This window comes from Candidatus Palauibacter polyketidifaciens (assembly GCF_947581785.1).
In the GTDB taxonomy this organism is placed as follows: Bacteria; Gemmatimonadota; Gemmatimonadetes; order Palauibacterales; family Palauibacteraceae; genus Palauibacter; species Palauibacter polyketidifaciens.
The window spans coordinates 20,691-38,597 of the sequence record NZ_CANPVO010000002.1 but is presented as its reverse complement, the minus strand read 5'-3'; the positions used below and the strand labels follow the sequence as shown (position 1 = coordinate 38,597).

Genomic DNA, 17,907 nt, shown 5'->3' with positions numbered 1-17,907 from the left:
ATGTCGGACACCCAGATGGTGCTCCCCACGGACACCGTCATGTACCAGGCGCAGGAGGTGGCGGCCGTCATCGCGACATCGCGCTACGCGGCAGCCGACGGCGTGGCGGCGGTCGAAGTCGACTACGAGCCGATGAAGCCCGTCATCGACCCCTTCAAGGCGCTCGATGAGGACGCGCCCGTCCTCCGCACCGACAAGGAGGGCCAGACCGACAACCGCATCTGGCACTGGGAGGCCGGCGACAAGGAGGCCACGGACAAGGTGTTCGAGGATGCGGACGTCGTCGTGCGCGAGAGCATGCACGTGCCGCGCATCCACGTGGCCTCGATCGAGACGTGCGGCTGCGTGGCCGACTTCAACCCCGTCGAGGGCCACCTCACGGTCTACATGACGACCCAGGCGCCGCACGCGATCCGCACCGTGCTCGCCCTCGTAGCCGGACACGTCGGACTCTCCGAGGAAAAGATCCGCGTCGTGTCTCCCGACATCGGGGGCGGCTTCGGCGGCAAGGTGCCGGTCTATCCGGGCTACGTGGTCGCGATCGCGGCCTCCGTCGTGCTCGGCAAGCCGGTCAAGTGGATCGAGGACCGGATGGAGAACCTCCAGGCCGACTCGTTCGCGCGCGACTACCACATGGACGCCGAACTCGCGGCCGATGCCGACGGAAAGATCCGGGGCCTCCGCATCAAGACGCTCGCCGACCACGGCTATTCGGACGCCCAGGCCGCGCCGTCCAAGTTCCCGGCCGGGCTCTTCTCCATCTGCACGGGCTCCTACGACATGGAGCAGGCGTACGCCGAGGTGGACGCGGTCTACACGAACAAGCCGCCGGGCGGCGTCGCCTACCGCTGCTCCTTCCGCGTGACCGAGGCCGTGCACTGCATGGAGCGCGTCGTGGACACGCTGGCGCACAAGATCGGGAAGGATCCGGCGCAGTTGCGCGAGGAGAACTTCATCCCGAAGGAGGCCTTCCCCTACCAGTCGCCGCTGGGGTGGGAGTACGACAGCGGGGACTACCAGGCCGCGATGGACAAGGCGAAGGAGATGATCGGCTACGACGACCTGCGCCGCGAGCAGGCGGAGAAGCGCGAGCGCGGCGAGTTGATGGGGATCGGCGTGTGCAGCTTCACCGAGGTGCTGGGCGCGGGTCCGTCCAAGGACTTCGACATTCTGGGCATCAAGATGTTCGACTCGGCCGAGGTGCGCGTGCACCCCACGGGGAAGGCGATCGCCCGCTTCGGCACCAAGTCGCAGGGCCAGGGCCACGAGACCACCTACGCGCAGATCATCGCCGAGGAACTCGGCCTCCCCGCCGCGCACGTCCAGGTCGAAGAGGGCGACACCGACACCGCCCCGTACGGCCTGGGCACGTACGCCAGCCGTTCGACCCCGACCGCCGGGGCCGCGGGCGCGATGGCCGCGCGCCAGATCCGCGCCAAGGCCGCGAAGATCGCCGCCCACCTGATGGAGGTGAGCGAGGAGGACCTCGAGTGGGAGCCCGGCAAGTTCTCCGTGAAGGGCGCCCCCGACCGGTCCGTCACGATCCAGGACTGCGCCTTCGCCGCCTACACGAACCTGCCCGAGGGGATGGAGCCGGGGATGGAGGCGACGAACTACTACGACCCGCCCAACCTCACCTTCCCCTTCGGCACCTACATCTGCGTGGTGGACATCGACCGCGGAACGGGCGAGGTGACGGTCCGCCGCTTCGTGGCCGTGGACGACTGCGGCAACATCATCAACCCCATGATCGTGCAGGGCCAGATCCACGGCGGCCTCACGCAGGGCATCGGCCCGGCGCTGTTCGAGGAGATCCCCTACGACGAGGACGGAAACAACCTCGCCGGCTCCTTCATGGACTACCTCGTGCCCACGTCCATGGAGACCCCGGCGTGGGAGACCGGCCACACGATCACGCCGTCACCCCACCACCCCCTCGGCGCCAAGGGCGTCGGAGAGTCGGCCACGGTGGGCGCGCCACCCGCCATCGCGAACGCGGTCGTGGACGCGCTCGCGCACCTGCGCGTGACGCACCTGGACATCCCGATCACTCCGGACAAGGTGTGGGAGGTCTTGAACGAGAAGGGCTTGGCAGAGTAGAAGGTAACCGTGTGATCGGGCCGCCCGGTTGCCGCGCGGAGCCGACCCGAGCATCTTCTCGCGCCATGATCCACGCGCCTGACATCCGAGCCCTCCGCACCCGCGGAGCGAACCGCGCCGGTAGCATCTGCGCCTGTATGTGTCCGTGTCCCCACGACGCGTGGATCCGGGTGTGTTGATGCGCTGAGCCCCTAGCTCTCAAAGCGTTTTTCCGAGCCGCCCCGGTCCGCCGACCCGGGCGGCTTTTTTTGTGCCCCGTGCAACCGGACTCAACCCGAGAGAGACCCATGATTCGTCCCGTTTTGCCGCAGATACATGTGCTGTACGAAAACCCGGCCTGGATTCCGCCCCTTGAGGAGGCGCTGGCGAGGGAGGGCTTCCGGGTCCGCCTCGTGCACGTGAACGAGGGGCTCGTCGACCCTTCGGCGCCGCCTCCCGCGGGCATCTGGATCAACCGCATCAGCCCGTCGTCGCACACGCGGGGCCACGTCCACACGGTCGAACTGGCCCGCCAGCTCCTCTATTGGCTGGAGTCGCACGGCCGGCGGGTGATCAACGGGCTCGGCGCCTTCGAGCTGGAGATGAGCAAGCTCCGGCAGGACCTCGTCCTCCGCCGGCACGGGATCCGCACGCCGCGAACCGTGCTGGCCGTGGGGAGGCAGCACCTGCTCGAAGCGGCCGCCACCTTCGACGGCCCGTTCATCACGAAGCACGACCAGGGGGGCAAGGGGCTGGGGATCCGGCTCTTCCACGACGCGCGGGAACTCGAGCGGCACCTCGACGGCGACGGCTTCGACGCCGGGCCCGGCGCCCGGATGATCCTCCAGCAGTACATCGACGCTCCGGAGCCCTTCATCACGCGGGTGGAGATCGTGGGCGGCCGATTCGTGTTCGCCATGCGGAGTTCGACGGCGGACGGGTTCGAGCTCTGCCCCTCCGACGCGTGCAATCCGATGCCCTCCGGGAAGACCGAGGAAGCGGACGAGGTAGAGGAAGGGGGGCTCCAGGTGTGCCCGACCGGTCCCGGGCTCTTCAGCCCCTCGCCGGTCGCGGAGGACGACGCGCTGGTGCAGCGGTACATCCGGCTCTGCAACAGGGAGGGAATCGAGATCGCCGGCATCGAGTACGTGCGGGACGCGTGGGGCCACCGCTACACGTACGACATCAACGGCACGACGAACTACAACCAGACGCTGGGCGCCCGGATCGGCGTGGACGGCATGGGCGAGGTGGCGCGGTACGTGCGCCGAACGGCGACCCCGGTCCGACGGCGGCGGCGCATCGCGAGTTGAGCGTCCGGGTCGGGCTTCGAGGGGTGACACGGTGTTAGTATTCATCGCATGCCACGTTTATGGGCGTTGTCCGACCTGCACGTCTCCCATCCGGGAAACCGGGCGGCGCTGGAGGATTTTCCCGCCCATCCCGACGACTGGCTGATCCTGGCGGGCGACGTGGGCCACGGCGCGCGGCGACTCGAGTGGTGCTTCGCGCGACTCACTCCGAAGTTCCGGCAGGTCGTCTGGGTTCCGGGAAACCACGAACTCTGGACGATACCGAACCGGGCTCCCGGGCTCCGCGGCGTGGCGCTCTACGAACATCTCGTGGGGATCGCCCGCTCCCACGGCGTCCTCACTCCGGAGGACCCGTATCCGGTGGTCGAACATCGGGACGGGCCGGTGCTGATCGCGCCACTGTTCCTGCTCTACGACTACAGCTTCCGGCCCCGGCGGGTCCCGCGTGAACAGGTGATTCAGTGGGCCCGGGAAACCCGCGTCGTCTGCGGGGACGAAGTGATGCTGCATCCGGACCCGTTCCCGGATCGGGACTCGTGGTGCGCGGCGCGCTGCGAGGACGCGGCCACGCGGCTGGCGTCGGTGCCGTCCGATCTTCCCAAGGTCCTGGTGAATCATTTTCCGCTCGAGAAACGACACGCCGTGCTGCCGAAGATTCCGCGATTCACCCCGTGGTGCGGGACCCGCCGAACCGAAGGTTGGCACCGTCGCTTCAACGCGTGCGCGGTGGTGTACGGCCACCTCCACATCCGGGACACGCACTGGCTTGATGGCGTACCCTTCCAGGAGGTCTCCCTGGGTTATCCGAGGCAGTGGGATCGCCGGCGCGGGATGGGTGCCTACCTGCGGGAAGTCATCCTGGCGCCACGGGGCGCGACCGTCCGCTGACCGCCGCCGTCAACTCGTCCGCGAAGGTCCCCGGGACGTTCCTGCGCGGGCACTTCGAAGACGGAGGCTCAGTGCACGGGAAGGACCCGGACATGGAGAGGCACAGGCGATGACCCGAACCCCCTGGGTCGACAGGCCATTCGGTCGTTGAGCGGACGGCGGCGGCGGGCCACGGCGCAGGGCGGGCTGTGGAAGGGGCTGAATCCCTCGATGGCGCTGGCCGCCAAGGGCGTCGTGCTCGTCTTCGTCCTCGCCACGGTCTGGGACGTGGACGCCGCCGGCGCCGCCTTCGGCCGCCTCCGCGCCTGGATCGAGGGCACACTCGACTGGTTCTACGTCCTGACGGTCTGCGCCACCCTGTTCACCTGCCTGCTCCTGGCATGCAGCCGGTTCGGGAGGATCCGGCTCGGCGATGAGGACGCCGCACCCGAGTTCAGCAGGTTCTCCTGGCTCGCCATGCTCTTCTCGGCGGCCGTGGGGATCGGACTGCTGTTCTTCTCCATCGCCGAACCCATCTTCTATTTCGACAACAGCGGGGCCGCGGGTTACCCCAACAACCCCATCGCCGACCTCGCGGGCGCCGCAACGCTGGACGAGCGGCGGGCCGTGCACGCCATGCGCGTCACCTACCTCCACTGGGGCGTCCACGGGTGGTCCGCGTACGTGCTGGTCGGCCTGTGCCTCGCCTACTTCGGGTTTCGCAAGAAGCTGCCGCTGACGCTGCGCTCTGCTCTGTACCCGCTCATCGGCGACCGGATCTACGGCCCGATCGGCGACCTGGTGGACCTGCTCGCGGTGTTCGGCGGCGTCTTCGGCATTGCGACCTCCCTGGGCCTCGGGGCGAGCCAGATGGCCGCGGGACTCGACGTGCTGGTCGGCGTGGATCCGGGTCTCGTCACGCAGGTTGCACTCATCGCCGCCATCTCGCTGGCGGCCACGCTGTCGGCGGTGTCCGGCGTGAAGCGCGGGATCCGCATCCTGTCCGAGTGGAACATCGGCGTGAGCGTGATCCTGCTGGGGTGCTTCCTGCTGCTGGGCCCCTTCGCGTGGCTCGTCCGGTTCATCGCCACTTCCGCCGGCGAGTACCTGTGGCGCGCGGTGCCGATGGGATTCTGGATCGCCGATGGTCCGGGGCCGAGCGCCTGGCAGAACGCCTGGACGATCTTCTACTGGGGATGGTGGATCTCGTGGGCGCCCTTCGTCGGCACGTTCATCGCCCGCATCTCGCGCGGGCGCACGCTGCGCGAGTTCGTCCTCGGCGTGCTCGTCGTCCCGACCGGCCTGGCGCTCGTGTGGTTCGGAATCTTCGGCGGCAACGCCATCCACCTTGAACTCAACGCTCCGGGCGGCGTCGGGACGGCGGGGATCATCGAACTGGTGCGGGGCGGAAACTACGAAGGCGCGCTCTACGCGACGATCGACCGGATGAGCGACGCCGACTGGCTCGCCTGGGCCATGTCCGCCATGGCCACGCTCCTGCTCGCGACCTGGTTCATCACGTCTTCGGACTCCGGCACCCTGGTGATCACGACGCTCCTGAGCATGGGCGACCCTCACCCCCCGCGGCGGTTTCGCATCGTCTGGGGGCTCGGCGTGGGCGCGGTGGCGGCCGTGCTGCTGCTTGCCGATGGCCTCCAGGCCCTGCAGACCGCCGCCATCGCCGCCGCCCTGCCCGTGAGCGTCGTGCTGCTGTTCATGATCGCCGGGCTGCTCAGGTCCCTCGCGCGCGACCCTTAGCGAGGATGACGCTCGCCAGCGAAGATGCCGCGGGCGCGCCCTCTCACGACGCGGGTTCCCAGAGCTCGATCGCGTTTCCTTCGGGGTCGTGGATGCGGGCGAAGCGGCCGACGCCCTCCATCTCGCTCTCGTGGCTGACCTCGATGTCCGCGGCCTTCAGTTGCGCGATCATCGCGTCGAGGTCGGCCACGCGGAAGTTCAGCATGAACGTCTTCTCGGCCGCGAAATAGTCCGTGTCGGCGGCGAAGGGTGCGAACACCGTGACCCCGGACTCCGTCACCCACGGCTCCATCTCCATGTTCGTCGGAGCGGGATTGATGCCGAGGTGATCCTCATACCATTTCGTGAGTCCTGCCGGATCCTTCGCCCGAAAGAAAAACCCGCCGAATCCCTGAACGGTTTGCACGCTACGTCCTTTCGATGATGGGCTGCACGATCGACGCCCCGGTTCAGTTTCCCGGGACGCGCAGGATGGGATACGCCTCGCCGGGGCGCAGCCGGTCTGCGAGGAACCCCCAGTTCGCGAAGCCGTCGTCCGACTGCGGCTCGAGCAGGCTGAACAGGAGGCGTCCGAGCGGCTGGTCGGTCCGCGCCAGCATGTCCCCGGGGGCCGGCGGAACCCGGTCCGTCTCGTAGAGGCCGAACAGCGTCTGCTCGTTGCGTCCCTGGAACGGCCGCTCGGCGGTGCGCACCGAGTCGATGCGGAACGCCTCCACATCGAAGGGCGCCGACCCGGCGGGCTCGAGCGCGATCCCGTGTGCCGCGAGCCGGGTGAGAACGTCCGGCAGATCCGCCGGGATCAGGTAGGCCGCGGGCACGCGCCCCCGCAGCGTCGGCGCGAATGTCCCGTACTCGTACATCGTCTCGACGTACTGGGTGTCCGCGCGCAGGAGGAGCGGGCGGCCGGTGAGGGGGTGCGCTTCCTCGGTCGTGGCGCCCATCAGGATGTCGACGGGCGCGGCCGATCGCTCGGGAGCGGCGCGCAGTGCGAGCGAATCGCCCGTCACGCCGGCGGCATCGGCATCGGCGACGATGCGCCGGACCTCGGCCGCGTGCTCATGGACGTAATCGAGGATCTCCTCGACGAAATGGAGCGTCGCGAGCACGCGCTCCTCGAACGTCGCGTAGGAGTAGGCCTCGCTCAGGATCGCGATCCGGTTGCGCAGCCCGAGGTAGTTGTTGTTGAAGCGCGGACGGTGGTCGAAGGTGTACCAGCCGGGCGCGTCCCCTCCTCGCGTCGACGCGTTCCCGTAGTAGTAGTACTCCCAGCCGTACTGCTCCCGGATCTCCCCCGTCACGTGGGGGAAGAGCCCCTCCCGGAGGAAGTCGTCGATCTCCGCCGGCGTGTTCGGGTGGAGCGGCGGCGAGTAGGTGAGATGGTAAGCGTGCCGCGTCCCGTTCGTCGTGTGCAGGTCGACGGCGACGTGCGGATCGTACTCGCTGAACAGCCGCGCCACCGACCGCGCCTCGGGCGAGTCGAGCTTCATGTGATCGCGGTTCAGGTCATAACCCTGGGCGTTCGGCCGCTGGCCCATTCCCCCGACCGGGCCGTACTGCCGGCCGCGGTTCACGAGGCTCACCCGTTCGTTGCCGTCCGCGTTGTAGATGGGGGCGATGAGGAGGACCATCGACTCCCGCCATCCGCCGTGGCGGCCGGCCAGGAGGTCGCGCAGCAGCATCTGGAGCGCCTCCTTCCCGCAGACCTCCCCGGCGTGGATGTTGCCCTGCAGGTAGACGACCGTCTTCCCGGAAGCCCGGACCGACGCCGGATCCGGACCTTCGACATCGCCCACCACCGCCAGGGGAAGCGCCCGCCCCTCGTTCGTGTATCCGTACGTCGTGTAGTGAACGGATGCATCGCTCGCCGCCGCGCGCTGCATAAAATCTACGACATCGGCGTACGAACTCGTCTCGCGGTACGCCGTGCGCTCCGCTCGGGTGAGGAACGCACCGTCCGGCGGCGCGGGTCCGCCGCACGCCGCCACCACGGCCGCGAACGCCACCGGTCGCCACGCCCGCGCGGTCATCGGAACGCCCGGCGCAGCAGGAATTCGTAGACGCCGTCGCCGAGCCACTTCCTGATGAAGAGCGCGGGCCGCGCCATGTGGCCCTTGACGTATCTGCGGCGAGGCCTGGGGATCGTGGCGGCCTCCACCAGCACTTCGCCGAGTACGTGGGCCTCCGTGCTCCGGTCCCTGGCTTTCGGATCTTCGAACATCCTGAGGAACGGTTCGAACTGCGTCTTGTATGCGGTGTCGTCGTAGTACTCCTTCAACCGTCCCCTGGTCACGTCGAAGAACTCCGTCCGGATCGCGCCGGGTTCGACGAGGACGACCGGGATGTTGAACGGCGCGGTCTCGAGCCGGAGGCAGTCCGACCACCCCTCAAGCGCGTGCTTGGTGGCGACGTACCAGGCCCCGAGAGGCACGAAGATCTTCCCCACCACGGACGAGACGTTGACGATCCGGCCCGAGCGCTGCGCCCGCATGTGCGGCAGGACGAGCCGGGTGAGGTGGGCGAGGCCGAACAGGTTCACCTCGAACTGGTACCGTGCGTCTTCGAGCGGGATTTCCTCGACGGGCCCGTAGAGGCCGAACCCCGCGTTGTTGATGAGGACGTCGATGCGGCCCTCGTTCTCGAGGATCCGGCTCACGGCCCGCTCGTTGTCGTCCTCCTCCGTGACGTCCATCTCGATGGGGAAGATCCCGTGTGCAACCAACTCCTGCATGCGGTCCAGCCGGCGGGCGCCCGCGTACACCGCGTGGCCCTCGCGAGCCAGCAGGATGGCCGCCTCCCGGCCGATCCCGGCCGAAGCTCCAGTGACCAGCATCACCTTGCGCATGCTCGCCGCTCCTTCGATCGATGGTTGCCCTCCGCCCGTCATCTGTCGGTCCAGGCGGCTACACGTGCGGTGATCTCATCGGCGACCTCCTCGTTCGTGCGGCCGCTGCGCTTGAGGACGCGGAAGGAGTGGTCGGCGCCCTCCAGTCTGTGGAGCGTGGCGAGCGGCCCGAGCGAGGCGCACGTCTCCTCGATGAGATCGAGGTGGGCGAGGGCGTCGCGGGTCCCCTGCAGGAAGAGCATCGGGACGGTGACCCCGCTCAGGTGAGCCGCCCGCTCGGCGGCGCGCTCCGGGCGCCCGGGCGCGTGCAGCGGGAAACCGAAGAAGATGAGGCCGGCGACGCCGGGGAGCGGCGCCTCGGCGGCGGCAGCCGACGTCATGCGGCCGCCCATCGACTTGCCGCCCGCGAACAGCGGCAGCCCGCCCGCCAGGGCGCCCGCCTTCGCAACGGCGGTTCGCACCGTTTCCACGAGGACCGGCGGACGGTCGGGAGGCCGGCGGCGGCCGGAGAGCGCCCGCGCCTCCATGTAGGGGAAGTGGTAGCGGAAGGTCGCGATCCCCCGCCCCGCCAGCCGCTGCGCCATGTCCGACATGAACGGATGCTCGATTCCCGCCCCGGCCCCGTGCGCGAAGGCAAGCATCGCCCGCGCGTCCGGAGGGCGGACGAGCAGCGCCGACACCTCGCCCCACCGCAGCGACACGAACTGTGCCTGCTCGGCGAAGCGGTCCGTCTCCCCTACTTCGCCGGCGACGCGGGGCGGCTGCGGATTCACGGCGACCGCGGGATCACGGCGACCGGGCGTCCGGCTGGTCGCGGGGCTCGTGCGCGGCGACCGGGCCCGTCCAGCGGTCGGTGGGATCGAGTTCTTCCTCCGCCTTGTGATCGCGCGGCGCGGGGATCCGGAGCGCCAGCCAGAGCGCGACGGCGGATGCCGAGGCCCCGACCAGGAACGGGCTCTCGATCGAATACAGCTCGAACAGATGACCCGCCGCGAGCGGCGCCAGGACCCGGCCCGCTCCACCGGCGACCTGGCTGCCGCCGAACACCGAGCCCTGCGAGTGTTCGTCCGTCGCCCGCGAGATCAGGGCGTGGAGGGCCGGGAAGATAAGCCCCGTCGCCGACGCCCATGTCGGGACGAGCACCCACAGCTGCCAGCCCTCTTCGATGAAGGGGATGGCCCCCACGCCGAGGGCGAGGAGCGCGCAACCGGCGCGCATGGTGCGCGGCTCGCCGAACCGCTTCACGATCCGCCCGACGAGACCGCCGCGCACGATCACGGTGCAGCCGCCCGCGAGCGTGAAGACGAGGCCCATGTCCGCCGCCGTCATCGCGAACACGCGCTCCGCGTAGAGTGCGAGAACCGATGTCATCGACGTGAAGCAGGCGAGCGTCAGAAAATACACGACGAGGAGCACGCGCAGCGGGAAGCGGTTGAGCGACCGGAGCCAGAGCCACACCGTTGCGGCCTCTCCCTTCGAGGCGTCGGCTCGGCCGGAGCGGAAGTGCCGCGACTCCGGCAGCAGCACCATCGCCGCCATCAGGTTGAGCAGACACAGGCCGGCGGCGACGTAGCCCGGCACTCCCAGCCCGAAGCTGCTGAAGGCCCCTCCGATAGCCGGTCCGAGCATGATGCCGAGGCCCGAAGCCGCTCCGATGAGCCCAAGCCCCTTGGCCCTCTCCTCTCCCTCCGTGGAGTCGGCGACGTAGGCCTGGGCGATCCCGACGGTGCCGCCGGCGGCGCCTGCCGTCGCGCGGGAGAGCAGAAGAACCCAGAGATTGTCGGCGAGGGCGAACAGGAGGTAGGAGAGCGCCGAGGCGAAGAGCCCGATGAGGAGGAGGCGCCGGCGCCCCACCCGGTCGGAGAAGCGGCCCCAGATCGGCGCCGACAGGAGTTGCGTGATGGAGAAAGAAGCGATGATGAGGGTGACCCAGCGCGGCGAGGCGCCCATTTCCTCGGCGTAGAAGGGGAGCAGCGGGAGGACGATGCCGAAGCCCATCATGTCCACCATCACCGTCCCGAACAGGACGCCGAGCCCGGCGCGTCTCAGCATGCGGTTGCGGCGGTCATCCCGTGCTTCAAGCCGAACTCCTCCCTATTCGGACCCATGCCCGGACCGGGTCGGCCGGGGGCGCGAGACGCGGCGCGGACCGCCGCGCGGATGCTGTGCTCACGACACTCCGGACGATCCCCGCGTTGCGCTTCCGATGGCGGAAGCCGTGGCGCCAAAACTCACTGTCCGTCCGGTGGGAGCGGGGATAGTTTGCCCCTCCACGGGACGCCGGGGACAGCCCCGGGTCGCGGAACGCCCGCGGGACGGCCTCTCGCAGTCTTCAGGCATCATCTTCAGAACGGTTTTCAAGAGGAAGGGATTCATGGCTGACACGCTGATTCGATATGCGGCCGAGGACGGCGTCGCGGTCTTCACGATCGACGACCCGCCCGCGAACACATACACGTACGAAATGATGCGCGACCTGGACGACGCGATCCTGCGCGCGCGGTTCGACGAGAACGTCCACGTCATCGTCATTCGGGGCGCGGGAGACAGGTTCTTCTCCGCAGGGGCGAACATCAAGATGCTCCAGACCTCGGACCCGTACTTCAAGTACTTCTTCTGCCTCCACGCGAACGAGACGCTGACGCGGCTCGAGCACACGCCGAAGCTCGTGATCGGCGCCCTGAACGGGCACACGGTCGGCGGCGGACTCGAGATCGCGCTCGCCTGCGACATCCGGATCGCCCGCGGGGACGCGGGGAAGATCGGGCTGCCGGAGGTGAACCTCGGCGTCCTCCCGGGGACGGGCGGGACGCAGCGGCTCGGCCGGCTGCTCGGGAAGCCGAAGGCCATCGAGCTGATGGCGGAGGGCCGCACGTTCGGGTTCGATGAAGCGCTGGAACTGGGGCTCGTGAACAAGGTGTTCGAGGGGGATGACGAGGCCTTCCACGCGCAGGTGATGGAGTATGCCCGGCAGTTCACCCCGCCTCACAAGGCGTCGCGCGCGGTGGGCCGCATCAAGCGGTCGGTGTGCAGCGGGGTCGAGGTGCCCTTCTCCGAGGGCCTCGCGATCGAACGCGAACTGCAGCAACTCCTCTTCCAGGGAGACGACGCGCGCGAGGGCCTGGCGGCCTACGTCGAGCGGCGCGCCCCCGAGTTCGCCGGCCGCTAGGACCGGGACGGCGGGTACGGAAGCAGCGATGAGGGACGCGGATCGCACGCCGGTCATCATTGACGCCGTCCGCACGCCTGTGGGGCGCGCGGGCGGCGCGCTCTCGTCGATTCGGGCCGACGACCTCCTGGCGCACGCGATCCGCGCCCTCGTGGAGCGGACCGGCGTCCCGGCCGACCGCGTCGAGGACGTGATCGCCGGCTGTACGAACCAGGCCGGCGAGGACAATCGCAACGTCGCCCGGATGGCCGGACTCCTGGCCGGACTCCCGGTCGAGGTCGCGGGCCAGACCGTGAACCGGCTCTGCGGGTCGGGACTGCAGGCGGTCGTCACCGCGGCGCACGCGATCCGGGCCGGCGAGGGCGACGTGTTCATCGCGGGCGGCGTCGAGAGCATGTCGCGGGCGCCGTGGGTCATGCTCAAGACGGACCGGGCCTTCTCGCGGGTGCCACCGAAGATTGCGGACACCACTGTCGGATGGCGCTTCGCGAACCCCGCCATGCCCGAGCGGTGGACGATCCCGCTCGCCGAGACCGCGGAGGTCGTTGCGGAGGATCACGGCGTTGGACGCGGGGAGCAGGATGCCTTCGCGGCGGAGAGCCAGCGCCGCGCCGCCGCCGCGATCGAGGCGGACCGGTTCGCGGGCGAGATCGTGCCGGTGGAGGTTCCACAGCGGAAGGGCGACACGCTGCGGGTGGGGGGCGATGAGCACCCCCGTCCCGGCACGACCCCGGAGCAACTCGCCCGCCTGCGCGCCGCCTTCCGGGCCGACGGCACCGTGACGGCGGGAAACGCGTCGGGCATCAACGACGGAGCGGCCGCCGTCCTCATCGCCAGCCGCGGCGCCGCGAACGAGCTTGGCGTTGAGCCGCTGGCGACAGTGGGGGCCTCCGCCGTCGCCGGTGTGGAGCCGCATCGGATGGGCATCGGACCGGTTCCGGCAACCCGTAAAGCTCTTCATAGAGATGGACTTACGGTCGATGACCTCGACCTGGTTGAACTCAACGAGGCGTTCGCGGCGCAGGCGCTGCCCTGCATTGCCGAACTCGGCCTCGATCCGGACCGCGTGAACGTGAACGGGGGTGCGATCGCGCTCGGCCATCCCCTCGGCTGCTCCGGCGCCAGGATCCTCACGACGCTCGTCCACGAGATGCGTCGGCGGGACGCGTCCCATGGGCTCGTCACGATGTGTATCGGTGTCGGCCAGGGGATCGCCCTTCTCGTGCACCGCGACGCGGAGACGGCATGAAGCGGGCGGGTTCGGCATGAGCGCGGCACACGTCCTGATCGAGACCGAGGACGGCGTAGGCACCCTCACGCTCAACCGGCCGGACAAGCTCAACGCCTTCATCGGGAAGATGCGGAGCGAGATCGCCCGCGGGATCGAGACGCTCGGCGCGGACGACGGAGTGCGCGCGGTCATCATCACCGGGACCGGGCGGGCATTCTGCGCCGGCGCCGACGTCAAGTACCTCACCCGGCTCATCGAGACGCAGGCCGTCGACGAGGCCGTCGCGCTCGTCGAAGCGGGACGCCGGGTCGCGGCGGCGATACGGGAGATGCCGAAGCCCGTGATCGCCGCGGTGAACGGGCCCGCGGCGGGCGGCGGAGCGAACCTCGCCCTCGCCTGCGACCTCCGGCTCGCCTCCGAGACGTCGTCGATCGGCCAGACCTTCAACCGCATCGGCCTCCACCCGGATTGGGGCGGGACCTACGCCGTGCCCCGCCTCGTGGGTCCGGCACGCGCCGCGGAGCTTTTCTTCTTCGCGGAGATGGTTCCGGCCGCCGAGTGCGAGCGAATCGGCCTCGTGAACCGCGTGGTCCCCGCGGACGAACTCATGCCGCTGGCCCGCGACTGGGCGCGCAGGCTGGCGCGCAAGCCGACGCTGCCCCTCCGGCTCGCGAAGCAGGCGGTGCAGCGCTCCCTCTCGTCCACGTTCGAGGAGATGCTCGACTACGAGACGGCCGCGCAGAAGGCCTGCTTCGAGTCCGCGGACGCGCTCGAGGGCGTCCGGGCGTTCGTCGAGAAGCGGCCGCCACGGTTCGGGAGGAGCGGCGAGGTCGAACACCCTGCAACGACGGAGGCGGGTACGCGTGTCTGAGACCGCCACGGTTCGACAGGCTCGGGTCGGCGACATCGATGAACTCGTCGCCATGTGGACCCGGTACATGCGCATTCATGCCCTCAATCCCGCCTACCGGCGGCTCCGCACGGACGCCATCGAGACGCGCGCGGGCATGTTCCGCCGTCACATCGAAGAGGCCACGAGCGTCGTCTTCGTCCTGGAGGCGGAAGACGGCGGGCTCGACGGCATGCTCGTCTGCTTCGTGGAAGAGAACGAGCCTCTGTTCGACCCGCCCCGCTACGTGCGCATCCAGACCCCGTTCGTGAGACGGGAGGAGCGGCGCAAGGGGAACCTGGGGCGCCTGCTGCGCGCCGCCTTCGAGTGGGCGGCGGATTGGGACATCCACGAGGTGCGCCTCTTCACCGGAGCGGACAACCTGATCGCGAACGCGCTCGCCGACGACCTCGGCTTCGAGGCCATCGAGGTCGTGCGCCGGTACTCGCTCCGCCCCGAACCGGAGATGAACCCGGAGGACTGGATCGAATGACGGCCCGTCCGGCGCTGGCCGTGCTCGGGGCCGGCACGATGGGGCACGGAATCGCCCAGGTCGCGGCGATGGCCGGCTACGACACCCGTCTGTTCGACGTCATGCCCGACGTGCTGGAGACGGCGCGCGAGCGCATCGAGGCCAACCTCCGCAAGGGGATCCAGCGCGGGAAGGTCACGCCCGAAGAGCGCGAGCGCGCGCTCGGGGGGTTGTCGTACAGCCGCTACCTGGGCGAGGCGGCCGACGGGGTCGGGATCGCGATCGAAGCCGTGCCCGAGAGGCTGGATCTCAAGCAGAAGGTCCTCGCCCGGTGCGGGGAGGCGGCCGCCGCCGGCGCCCTGCTCGCCACGAACACTTCTTCCCTGTCCATCACCGCGCTCGCGGAGGGACTTCCGTCGCCCGGCCGCGTGGTTGGGATGCACTTCTTCAACCCCGTCCACATCATGGCGCTCGTCGAGATCGTGCGCGGGGCGGAGACGTCCGACGAAACCGTGGCGAGGGCCCGCGAGGTCGCCGAACGCCTCGGGAAGACGCCGGTCGTCATCGCCGACTCGCCCGGGTTCGCCTCGTCGCGGCTCGGGCTTGCCCTCGGGTTGGAGGCGATCCGCATGGTGGAGGAGGGCGTGGCGAGCCCGGAGGACATCGACACCGCCATGATGCTCGGCTACCGCCACCCCATGGGACCGCTGAAACTTGGAGATCTCGTCGGGCTCGACGTCCGGCTCGACATCGCCCGCTACCTGCACGAGGCGCTGGGGTCGCCGGTGTTCGAACCCCCGGCTCTGCTCGAGCGGATGGTGGCGGCGGGCCGCCTGGGCCGGAAGAGCGGACGAGGCTTCTACCGCTGGGATTGACGCCTACCGTCAGGAGACACTCGTGAGCAACGTACAGACCGCCCCGCAGACATCCTCGGCGCACGCCGCCGGCGCCGCGCCCGTGGCGGAATCCCGAACGCGGGCGCTGACCGCGGCCCAGAGCGACTTCCTGTACCCCTGGGTCCGTCCCTACTACGGCGACCCGCTGGCCCTCGCCGAAGGAGAGGGCGTCTGGGTCCGTGACGTGGACGGCGATGAGTACCTGGACCTGTTCGCGGGCATCCTCACGACGTCGGTCGGCCACTGCAACCCGACCGTCGTGGCGGCGGCGCGCGCACAGATGGAGCGGCTCGGACACACCTCGGCGCTCTACGTGACGGAAGGCCAGATCGAAGCCGCGCGCTCGCTGGCGGAGATCACGCCGGGCGCCCTCCGGACGACATGTTTCACGAACAGCGGCACGGAGGCGGTGGAGTCCGCGGTCGCGACGGCGCGCCTGTACACGGGTCGTCACGAGATCGTCGCGCTGCGGCTCTCCTACTCCGGCAGGAGCACGCTCACGAGCCACATGACGGCGCAGGGCGCCTGGCGTCTCCCCGGCGGGGGCGTCGACGGGATCGTCCACGCGCGGTCGCCGTACCTCTACCGGTCTCCGGTCGGAGCGGGTCCCGAGGCGACGGACTTCTTCATCGACGACCTCGTGGAGGTCATCGAGACGACGACGGGCGGGAAGCCGGCCGCCTTCTTCGCCGAGACGATCCAGGGCGTGGCCGGCGTCATCGTGCCGCCTCCCAAGTATTTTCGAAGGGCGGCCGAGGTGATCCGGAGCTACGGCGGCCTGTTCATCATCGACGAGGTGCAGGCCGGGTTCGGCCGGACCGGGGACCGTTGGTTCGGAATCGAGCACTGGGGCGTCGAGCCGGACATCATGGTGATGGCGAAGGGGATCGCGAACGGATTCCCCGTGGGGGCGACCGTCACGCGGCCCGAGATCGCCGAGGCGTGGCAGGGGCCGTCGATCTCGACGTACGGGGGCAACTCGATCTCGATGGCGGCGATGGGCGCGACGCTGGGCGTGATGAAGAGCGAGAACGCGCCCGCCCGCGCCGCCGAGCGGGGGGCGCAGCTTCGCGCCGGGCTGGAGACGCTGAAGAGCGCGCACGACTGGATCGGCGAGGTGCGCGGCATGGGGCTGATGCAGGGCATCGAGATGGTCGAGGACCGTGCCGGGAGAGCGCCGGACGGCGAGCGGGCCGGCGCGCTGCTCGAGGCGGCGCGCGAGGAGCGCCTGCTCATCGGCCGCGGCGGGCTGAACGGGCACGTGATCCGGATCGGGCCGTCGCTCCTAATCGCGGAGGACGAGATGGCGGAGGGCATCCGCCGCCTCGCGGCCGCCTGCCGGCGGATCGACGGCTGACCCGGCGGACCGCGGACGAGGGCATCCGGGCGTGAGCCGCCTGGCCGGACGCGTGGCGATTGTGACGGGCGCCGGCCGCGGCATCGGCCGGGCCCACGCGCTCGCCCTGGCGGCCGGCGGGGCGAGCGTCGTCGTCAACGACCTCGGCACGGGCGTCGGCGGCGACGGCGCCGATGCCGGCCCGGCCGAATCCGTCTGCGACGAGATCCGGGCCGGCGGCGGCCGGGCCGTGGCCAGCCGTCACGACGTCTCCGACTGGACCGCCGCCCACGACCTCATCGCCCTGGCGGTCGAATCGTTCGGCGGGCTCGACATCCTGGTGAACAACGCCGGCATCCTTCGGGACCGGGCCCTGTTCAACATGTCCGAGGACGAGTGGGACGCGGTCGTCGCCGTCCACCTCAAGGGCCACGCCGCTCCGAGCCGCCACGCGCTCGCCTGGTGGCGCGCCGAGGCGAAGGCCGGCCGCCCCCGCGCCGCCTCCGTCATCCACACGACCTCTTCTTCCGGACTCTGCGGCAACTTCGGGCAGGCGAACTACGGGGCCGCGAAGATGGGTGTCATCGGCCTCTCCAAGGTCCTGTCCATCGAGGGAGCCCCGTACGGCGTCCGCTCGAACGTGATCTCGCCCTCGGCGCGGACGCGCATGGTGGCGGGCATGACGGGGGCCGATCAGCTGGGCGAGCCGGACGAGACCGGGTACGACCCCTTCGGACCCGAGCATGTCTCCGCTCTCGCGGCGTGGCTGGCCGAGGCCGACTGCCCGGCCCGCAACCAGATCTTCCACGTGTCCGGGCGGCGAGTGCGCGTGCTGGAGGTTCCCGGCATCGCCTTCGAGGCCCGCTCCGAACGCGACCTGACGCCATCGGCGCTCGCCGACGTGTTGGACACCCGGCTCGTCGTCCCTGTCGACGCCTTCGATTTGATCCTCGGGCGACAGCCGGCCGAAGACGAGGAGGGTCGGTTGCCCTCCCCCGGTACGGGAGATACTCTGCCAACTACCGCTACTCGAAGCCGATAGCCATCGCCCGCAG

16 protein-coding genes are annotated in these 17,907 nt (G+C 69.9%); 11 read left to right on the top strand and 5 right to left on the bottom strand.

The genetic code is table 11. The features are described from left to right. From RN729_RS00410 to RN729_RS00395, 4 genes are all read left to right on the top strand, one after another. Window positions 1-2,100: aerobic carbon-monoxide dehydrogenase large subunit (locus tag RN729_RS00410; RefSeq protein ID WP_310781505.1), on the top strand; the 2,100-nt coding region annotated here is incomplete at its 5' end. 287 nt (window positions 2,101-2,387) lie between these two features. Further along, on the top strand, window positions 2,388-3,392 hold the full coding sequence (locus tag RN729_RS00405) for a hypothetical protein (RefSeq protein ID WP_310781504.1): 1,005 nt from the start codon (window positions 2,388-2,390) through the stop codon (window positions 3,390-3,392). A gap of 48 nt (window positions 3,393-3,440) precedes the next feature. Then, window positions 3,441-4,280 carry a metallophosphoesterase gene (locus RN729_RS00400; protein WP_310781503.1) on the top strand — a complete coding sequence of 280 codons (840 nt, stop codon included), beginning with the start codon at window positions 3,441-3,443 and terminating at the stop codon, window positions 4,278-4,280. 147 nt (window positions 4,281-4,427) lie between these two features. Beyond that, window positions 4,428-6,017: a BCCT family transporter gene (locus tag RN729_RS00395; protein WP_310781502.1), complete on the top strand. Its 1,590-nt coding sequence runs from the start codon at window positions 4,428-4,430 to the stop codon at window positions 6,015-6,017. Between the two features lie 43 nt (window positions 6,018-6,060). On the opposite strand, the gene RN729_RS00390 is transcribed toward RN729_RS00395, so the two are convergent. From RN729_RS00390 to RN729_RS00370, 5 genes are all read right to left on the bottom strand, one after another. After that, window positions 6,061-6,423, bottom strand: coding sequence for a VOC family protein (locus tag RN729_RS00390; RefSeq protein WP_310781501.1), 363 nt, complete (start codon window positions 6,421-6,423; stop codon window positions 6,061-6,063). Between the two features lie 43 nt (window positions 6,424-6,466). Next, window positions 6,467-8,044, bottom strand: a complete 1,578-nt coding sequence (locus RN729_RS00385) for a M14 family metallopeptidase (RefSeq protein WP_310781500.1) — start codon at window positions 8,042-8,044, stop codon at window positions 6,467-6,469. Continuing rightward, window positions 8,041-8,859 carry an oxidoreductase gene (locus RN729_RS00380; RefSeq protein WP_310781499.1) on the bottom strand — a complete coding sequence of 273 codons (819 nt, stop codon included), beginning with the start codon at window positions 8,857-8,859 and terminating at the stop codon, window positions 8,041-8,043. The genes RN729_RS00385 and RN729_RS00380 overlap by 4 nt, the downstream gene beginning before the upstream one ends. 38 nt (window positions 8,860-8,897) lie before the next feature. Then, on the bottom strand, window positions 8,898-9,560 hold the full coding sequence (locus RN729_RS00375) for an alpha/beta family hydrolase (RefSeq protein WP_343218881.1): 663 nt from the start codon (window positions 9,558-9,560) through the stop codon (window positions 8,898-8,900). Between the two features lie 85 nt (window positions 9,561-9,645). After that, window positions 9,646-10,911 carry an MFS transporter gene (locus RN729_RS00370; protein ID WP_310781497.1) on the bottom strand — a complete coding sequence of 422 codons (1,266 nt, stop codon included), beginning with the start codon at window positions 10,909-10,911 and terminating at the stop codon, window positions 9,646-9,648. Between the two features lie 322 nt (window positions 10,912-11,233). Here RN729_RS00370 and RN729_RS00365 point away from each other — a divergent pair, with 322 nt between their 5' ends. The 7 genes from RN729_RS00365 to RN729_RS00335 are packed head-to-tail and all read left to right on the top strand — an operon-like array spanning window position 11,234 to window position 17,894. Further along, window positions 11,234-12,028: an enoyl-CoA hydratase-related protein gene (locus RN729_RS00365; RefSeq protein ID WP_310781496.1), complete on the top strand. Its 795-nt coding sequence runs from the start codon at window positions 11,234-11,236 to the stop codon at window positions 12,026-12,028. 28 nt (window positions 12,029-12,056) lie between these two features. Then, the gene (locus RN729_RS00360; RefSeq protein ID WP_310781495.1) at window positions 12,057-13,277 is read left to right on the top strand and encodes a thiolase family protein; all 1,221 of its coding nucleotides are present in this window, start codon (window positions 12,057-12,059) and stop codon (window positions 13,275-13,277) included. A gap of 16 nt (window positions 13,278-13,293) precedes the next feature. Continuing rightward, a complete protein-coding gene (locus RN729_RS00355) occupies window positions 13,294-14,130 on the top strand; it encodes an enoyl-CoA hydratase (RefSeq protein WP_310781494.1) in 837 nt (278 codons plus the stop codon). Beyond that, entirely contained in the window at window positions 14,123-14,641 is a 519-nt protein-coding gene (locus RN729_RS00350; RefSeq protein WP_310781493.1) for a GNAT family N-acetyltransferase, read from the top strand. The genes RN729_RS00355 and RN729_RS00350 overlap by 8 nt, the downstream gene beginning before the upstream one ends. After that, a complete protein-coding gene (locus RN729_RS00345) occupies window positions 14,638-15,495 on the top strand; it encodes a 3-hydroxyacyl-CoA dehydrogenase family protein (protein ID WP_310781492.1) in 858 nt (285 codons plus the stop codon). The genes RN729_RS00350 and RN729_RS00345 overlap by 4 nt, the downstream gene beginning before the upstream one ends. Window positions 15,496-15,517: 22 nt before the next feature. Next, complete coding sequence (locus RN729_RS00340) at window positions 15,518-16,873, top strand: aspartate aminotransferase family protein (RefSeq protein ID WP_310781491.1); 1,356 nt, start codon at window positions 15,518-15,520, stop codon at window positions 16,871-16,873. 31 nt (window positions 16,874-16,904) lie between these two features. Then, entirely contained in the window at window positions 16,905-17,894 is a 990-nt protein-coding gene (locus RN729_RS00335) for an SDR family NAD(P)-dependent oxidoreductase (RefSeq protein WP_310781490.1), read from the top strand. Window positions 17,895-17,907 lie beyond the last annotated feature (13 nt).